Source organism: Propionispira raffinosivorans DSM 20765 (genome assembly GCF_000381065.1).
Lineage (GTDB): Bacteria > Bacillota > Negativicutes > Selenomonadales > Selenomonadaceae > Propionispira > Propionispira raffinosivorans.
Window position 1 is genome coordinate 20,512 of record NZ_KB905873.1, and the last position, 7,009, is coordinate 27,520.

General features: G+C 32.4%; 5 protein-coding genes. All 5 read left to right on the forward strand.

Features of this window, described 5'->3' with window-relative positions; genetic code table 11:
- Positions 1 to 184 precede the first annotated feature (184 nt).
- The 5 genes from F606_RS0118600 to F606_RS0118620 all read left to right on the forward strand — a co-directional run bounded on the left by F606_RS0118600 (position 185) and on the right by F606_RS0118620 (position 5,862).
- Entirely contained in the window at positions 185 to 1,132 is a 948-nt protein-coding gene (locus F606_RS0118600) for a sugar-binding transcriptional regulator (protein ID WP_019555398.1), read from the forward strand.
- A gap of 19 nt (positions 1,133 to 1,151) precedes the next feature.
- Positions 1,152 to 2,378: a tryptophan synthase subunit beta gene (gene trpB / locus F606_RS0118605; RefSeq protein ID WP_019555399.1), complete on the forward strand. Its 1,227-nt coding sequence runs from the start codon at positions 1,152 to 1,154 to the stop codon at positions 2,376 to 2,378.
- The gene (gene trpA / locus F606_RS0118610; protein ID WP_019555400.1) at positions 2,332 to 3,147 is read left to right on the forward strand and encodes a tryptophan synthase subunit alpha; all 816 of its coding nucleotides are present in this window, start codon (positions 2,332 to 2,334) and stop codon (positions 3,145 to 3,147) included. Before trpB ends, trpA begins: the two co-directional genes overlap by 47 nt.
- 11 nt (positions 3,148 to 3,158) lie before the next feature.
- Positions 3,159 to 4,688: a B12-binding domain-containing radical SAM protein gene (locus tag F606_RS0118615; RefSeq protein WP_019555401.1), complete on the forward strand. Its 1,530-nt coding sequence runs from the start codon at positions 3,159 to 3,161 to the stop codon at positions 4,686 to 4,688.
- 121 nt (positions 4,689 to 4,809) lie between these two features.
- On the forward strand, positions 4,810 to 5,862 hold the full coding sequence (locus F606_RS0118620) for a radical SAM protein (RefSeq protein WP_019555402.1): 1,053 nt from the start codon (positions 4,810 to 4,812) through the stop codon (positions 5,860 to 5,862).
- Positions 5,863 to 7,009 lie beyond the last annotated feature (1,147 nt).

The window sequence follows — 7,009 nt, forward strand, 5'->3', positions numbered from 1 at the left end:
GAAGCACTTTCGTTCAGAAAATATACCGTTGAAGAAACAGCCATTGATTTATATTCATCGCCTAAGTATAAATCAATGGCTGTTATTTGATATGTAGATTATTTGAAATATATATTGCTGAAATGTAAATAAAAGAGTATCATGTACATATGTTCATGAAGTGTACAAATGTGTGGAGGGCTATATGGAGAATTCATCAGAAAACAATCGTTTATTAATAAAATTATGCCAAATGTATTATGAAGATGGCATGACACAACAAGAAATTGCAAAGCGATTCGGCGTGTCGAGGCCTCACATTAGCAGAATGCTAGCAGCGGCAAAAAATGAAAAACTAGTAGAAATCATTATTCACAATCCATATAAAAATGAACAAACATTAGAAAAAATATTAGTTCAAAAATTTGGGATTCGTGAGGCTATTGTAATCAATCAGCAAGAATCTGTGTCGTTATCAAATAGTTTATCTCAAGGAGCTATTGCTTTGTTAGAATCAATTATACAAGATAATCAATTTATAGGTGTAATGGCAGGAAAAACTATAGCAGATATTGCACAAAACATTGAATTTTTTCCTAGAAAAAACCTGGAATTTATTCCACTTGTTGGGGGCTGGGACTCAGATGGAAATGAATATAATGCAAATAGCAACACAATGAATATGGCAAATAAGCTCAAATCAAAATATCGGTTATTGCATGCCCCAGCTATTGTGAACTCTGTTGAAGTTGCTGATTTATTTAAGGAAGAGGCAGGAATTCAGAAGGTTTTATCGCTTGCATCAGCTTGTGATATTGCACTGGTTGGTATAGGCGATGTTTCTTTAGACTCTACAATATATACATCTCAAAATTTACCTAAAAATAATTTGGACAAATTAATCGAATTAGGTGCTGTAGCGAATATTTGTGCTTCATTTTTAAATGAAAAGGGGGATCTTATTAAAGAGTTTTGTCTAGAGAAACGAATGATAGGTCTACATGCGCAAGAATTAAGATCTATTCCCAATGTTATAGCCGTAGCAGGTGGTAAACAAAAGATTAAAGCAATTACAGCAGCACTACAAGGGAAATGGATGGATGTATTGATTATAGATGCAGAAACAGCAAAGGCCGTATTAGATAATTTATAAGGAAAGAGAGTTGTGCTATATGGGGGAAAATGGATATTACGGAGAGTATGGAGGAAAATTTATTCCGGAAATTTTAGTTCCGGCATTTAATGAATTACAAAATGCGTTTCAAGAGGCAAAAAAAGATGTTCATTTTTGGGAACAGTATATTTTGACATTGCAAAATTACTCTGGACGCCCAACGCCTGTAACTTTTGCAGATAGGTTGACTAAATATTTTGGTAAGGCAAGAATTTATGTGAAAAGAGAAGATTTAAATCATTCAGGTGCACATAAAATAAATAATGCTATGGGGCAAGCCTTGTTAGCGAAACGTATGGGGAAAACAAGAGTTATAGCAGAAACAGGAGCTGGGCAGCACGGAATTGCTACAGCAATAGTAGCTGCTAAATTAGGGTTGAAAGCAACTATTTATATGGGAAAAGAAGATGTAGAAAGACAATACGCTAATGTCTTCTGGATGAGGCAGTTAGGTGCGGAAGTTATTCCTGTTGAATATGGTGCGATGACATTAAAAGATGCAATTAATGCGGCACTAAGGGATTGGGTTGAAAATTTTGAGACGACACACTATTTATTAGGCACAGCCTCCGGTGCTTCACCATATCCTGAAATAGTAACTTTTTTTCAATCGATTATAGGTAACGAAGTAAAAAAACAGTTGTTTGAAATGACGGGTAGACTACCTACACATATTTTTGCTTGTGTTGGCGGTGGATCGAATGCAATGGGAATATTTTATCCTTTTTTAAAAGATGAAGAAGTTCAATTAATTGGCGTTGAAGCTGGTGGAAAAGGTGAATTTAGCAAACAACATGCATCAAGATTAGCATATGGGCAAGGTGAAGTAGGGATTGCACAAGGATATAAAAGTTATTTTTTGCAAAATACTGATGGACAGATGAAAGACACATACAGTATTTCTGCAGGATTAGATTATGTTGGCGTATCACCTATTTTAGCAGACTTGTTTGAAAAGAAACGTGTAATGATGATGGCTGCAACAGATCAAGAGGTTTTAGAAAGTTTGAAAATTGTAATGAAACAAGAAGGATTAATTCCTGCTTTAGAATCTACACATGCATTTGCAGGGGCTTTTCAAATGATCGAGCATAGTTCTGACAGAGATATTTTTGTAATTAACATGTCAGGTCGGGGAGATAAGGATATATTTAATGTAGCTGAGGGAGTGAACGATAGTGAATGGAAAAAGTTTATTACCAGAAAAGCAAGACAGTACAAATAAATTACAAAAAAAAATTCTATCAGCAAAAAAGGATAATAAAATTACAGTAATGGCGCATCAAATATTAGGGTATCCCGATTTTGATACAAATTATCAAATGTTAAAATTATTTCATGCATATGGGATTACTTTGATTGAATTACAAATGCCTTTTTCGGAACCAATTGCGGATGGTCCATTATTTTTGAAAGCAAATCAAAAATCAATTGAAAATGGGACATCTATAGAAGAATGTTTCGATTTTATAGAAAAAGTAAAAAAGGAATTTGACTTTTCTATTATTTGTATGACGTATTACAATGTGTTATATCATTATGGAATAGAAAAATTTGTTGATAAAGCAAAATCTGTTGGTATATTAGGCTGTATTATTCCAGATGCTTTTCCAGAAGAATCAGAAGAATACATTTTTGCATGTGAAAAATATGGTCTTGCATCAATTTTATTAGCAACGCCATATACATCACTTGATCGATTAAGCTACATAAGTAAAAAAAGCACGGGCATGTTATACTGTGTGGCTAGAAAAGGTGTCACTGGCAGTAAAACATCTTTAGATGAATCAACAATAGATTTTATTAACCGATGCAAAAATATAACAAACTTACCTCTAGGTATTGGATTTGGTATATCCACCATAGAGGATATAGAATTTCTTTTAAGTAAAAATGTTGATATAGCCATCATCGGAAGTGCTTTTTTGAGGAAATTAGAAAATGATGGATTTGAAAGTGTAGAAAAGTTTTTGTGTGAAATAAAATCATTATAGGGAGTGTCCTTATGGAAGCAAATAAACTAGATATACTATTTATTCATCCACCAGCAGTAATTAACAAAAAAAGTAATTTTTTAGATGCAGATGTAGCGTACAGTCATCAATTTGTAGCACTTCCCGTGGGCGTGTTTAATATGGCGAATCAACTAGAATTAAATGGATACTCTGCAAAAATATTTAATTTAGGAGAAAAATTAATAGAATTAACATCGGAAAATGATTTTAAACAGATACTTTTATCTAGAATCGAAAAATATAAGCCTAAAATAGTTGGAATAGATATTCATTGGTGGGTGCACTCAGCTGGTGGAATAGAAACAGCAAGAGTCATAAAAGCATATGATCCTAAGATTAAGGTCGTAATTGGAGGTATAACTGCATCATATTTTGCAGAGCAAATCTTAGAAGAATATGCGTGTGTTGATTTTGTATTGAGAGGAGAATGTGATGATGCCATAATTTCTTTTGTTAATGAATGCACTAAACCGATTTTTGAAGAGACTAATATTTCAAATTTAACATATCGAAAAAATAACAAAATATATAACAATTTGATTAAACTTCCTCAAATTAGTTGCACATTTGATATAACACGGTATGATTTATTATTAGATATCCCTATAATAAATCAAGACAGAGCTTTAATTCCAATAACTCGAGGCTGTACAGAGTGTTGTTCTTATTGCGGAGCAGCAAAAGGAAGTTATTCACATATAATGAAACGAGATACATGTGCTATAATTCCAGCTGAAATATTAGTTGATTTAATATATAAAAATAAAATTAAAGGCAGAGACAAAATATATTTATATGGTGATTTACGTCAAGGGGGCGAGAAATATCTGAATGAGTTTTTCGAATATTTTTCTCGGAGTGAAATAAAAAATATACATATTGTTTTTGAAATGTTTTATATTCCGGATATTGAATATATTCAAAAATGGGATTCGCTTGCAAAAGAAAAAAATATGTCATTAGAAGCAACTATTAGTCCTGATTCAGGTGATGAAAAAAGTAGATTACAAATTGGACGAATTTATAAAAACGAGGATATATTATCAACGTGTGAGTTACTGAAAACGTATAATATTCCTTTAAGTGTATATTTTTTATTGGGACTTCCATTGGATTCAGATAAAACTATATCTAATACGTTAAAGATAGCGGATAATATTGTTGCGATATATGCTGAAAAGTTTATAAAAAATAACTTGCGACATGAAATTATAGGTTATGAATTTATGCAAGTACCAGATGTCGGTTCCGAAATATATAGAAATTCTACTAAATATGGTGTGACCATATATTTTAACAAATTCAAGAATATGGTTGATAGTATTCAATCAGCAAAACATTGGAGTAAATTAATAGGGTTTTCGACAAAATATTTACAAAAGAATGAATTTGTAGAAAAATACTATTATGTAAAGAAAGAAGTATACAAACTTTATAATAAATATAACGTTATATCCAATGATGAGTACAATCTTAAATTAAATCAACTGAGTTTAGATGAAAATAAAAGCCACATATAAGTGTTAACCGATAAGGTAATATGAGATAGAACTGTATTGCTGGACTACTACCAATAACGAAAATCATTATAAATGTAAAATTATTTTACAATAAAATATATTAGATAAGAGGGGTTTATAAATGCTACCAAATAAAGCACGAAGTTTAGATTTTTCATGGGAAGAAATACAAGCAGCTAGACATGAGAAAAAATTATTATCTATTGATCTTGAATTATCTAAGGCGTGTAATTTGAAATGTGTTTACTGCTATGCTGAGTCTGGTATAAAAAAGGAACATGAATTAAATTTAACTGAAATTTTTTCTGTAATAGATCAAGCCGTTGAACTTGGAGTTAAACGAATTGTGATTATTGGTGGAGGAGAACCATTAATATATCCTGATTATTGGAAGGTTGTTCATAAAATAAACGAATGTAAAATTCCGTCTATTACTATAACGAATGGGACATGTATAACAGCAGATACTGCGAAGCGCTTATATGATGAAAAGCAAGATATAGCACTAAAATGGAATTCGTTTAATAATACGTTACAAGATGAATTAGCAGGGAATATTTCTGGCACAGGAGAAAAAATTAAACAAGCATTAAAGTTTTTGGTAGATGCAGGATATTCTTCTAAAAAGAAAAACACGCCCCAATTAGCATTACAAACTGTTATATGTAAAAAAAATTACAATGAGATAGAACAAATATATCATTTTTGTCGAGAAAATAATTTTATACCTTTTATAGAAATTTTAGCAATACAAGGATATGCAACCACACATGAAAAAGATTTAGCAGTGACCCCTCATGAATGTAAAATATTATTTGAAAAATTACATGAATATGACCTAAAACATTGGGGATACGATTGGCCAATTATTCCTCCTGTTATAGGACAAAGTTGTCTGCGAATGTATTATTCAGCATACCTAACAGCTGACGGGGAAGTTCAACCATGTGGTGGAGTAACTATTTCAGGAGGAAATATACGAACAACTTTATTAAAGGAAATAATTCATCAGTCTGAAATATTTAATCAAGTGAGAAATATTGATTCTTTAATAAAAGAACCATGTAAAAAGTGTATATACAAAAAAGATAATAATTGTTATGGCTGTAGAGGAAAATCTTATCAGCATACAGGAGATTTATTTCATGGAGATACTACCTGTTGGCAATATTAAAAATTAATTTTTCAGGCAATTTTTGTCGTAAAAAGAGCTTGAACAGTTAAGCAAAAATCTAATAATAATTGCAATGTGACAATCTAGTATAATGACATATTGATAAATAGTAATTTTAAAAATCTGCTATAATGACCATGGAAGATGAAATAACTTCAGCAGGAAGACATTACTATGGCACGCAAAAAGAAATATCCTGTTCGTTTAACGGATGATGAAGTCAAAATGTTACGGGGTCTGCTTCGGGAAAAGGACCTATCTCAAACCATTTGCAATCGTTGTCGAATCATTTTGAATTTGGATGAAGAGCACCAACTCAAGCTATAAGCAATGTGTCGGTGCTCACGGAATTTGCATTGCTAGTGCCATTGTTTTCAGCATCATAGAAACCGCAAAAGAAAATGGCTTAAATCCAGATGCACATTTGACTTATATTTTTTAAAATGTACCAAACTGGAATGTAGGAATGCTGTTGAGGCACTGCAACGATTAATACCTAATTTAGTTGTAGCTTACTGCAAAACGAATGCCGTTACCAACTGACGTGTTGTCAAGGTAACGGCATTTTTGACGCTCGTATTATAAAGTAGTAGCTATTCAACCCCATTTTTACAGGATGTTGTGCTACACTGTTTAGGATGTTGTGGATTGGTTTTTTGACGCTTATGCTGGACTTCGAAAATGTTTATGATGATCAATAAAAAAAGCAATTTAATCTATGGCAAGATTTTCTATAGATTAAATTGCTTTCTGAGCTACAAAGTCAAATTCAAGGTGAGAATGTAGAAATAAAACTGCACTATTTGAGGATTAATCTACGAGATGCACCATAGTGGTTTTTAGTTGTGTTACCTTGTAGTTGAATAATATGGTCCAAACTACACCATCAGCCCGGCTTTAGGAAACCGGCCTACCGGAAAATTGGAAACCGCGATTCCGGTCATGGAAACCAATTCGACCTATAATGGAGTTATACACCATTCGGTGTAAATTCATTTTTATGGAGGTTATTTCTATGACTCACTATCGCGAAATCCTACGCCTGCACGTATTAGGATTCAGCCAACAGAACATCGCATATAGCTGCGGTGCCTCAAAGAAAACCGTAAACAAAATCATTCGGTTGGCTCAAGAAAACAATCTGGCG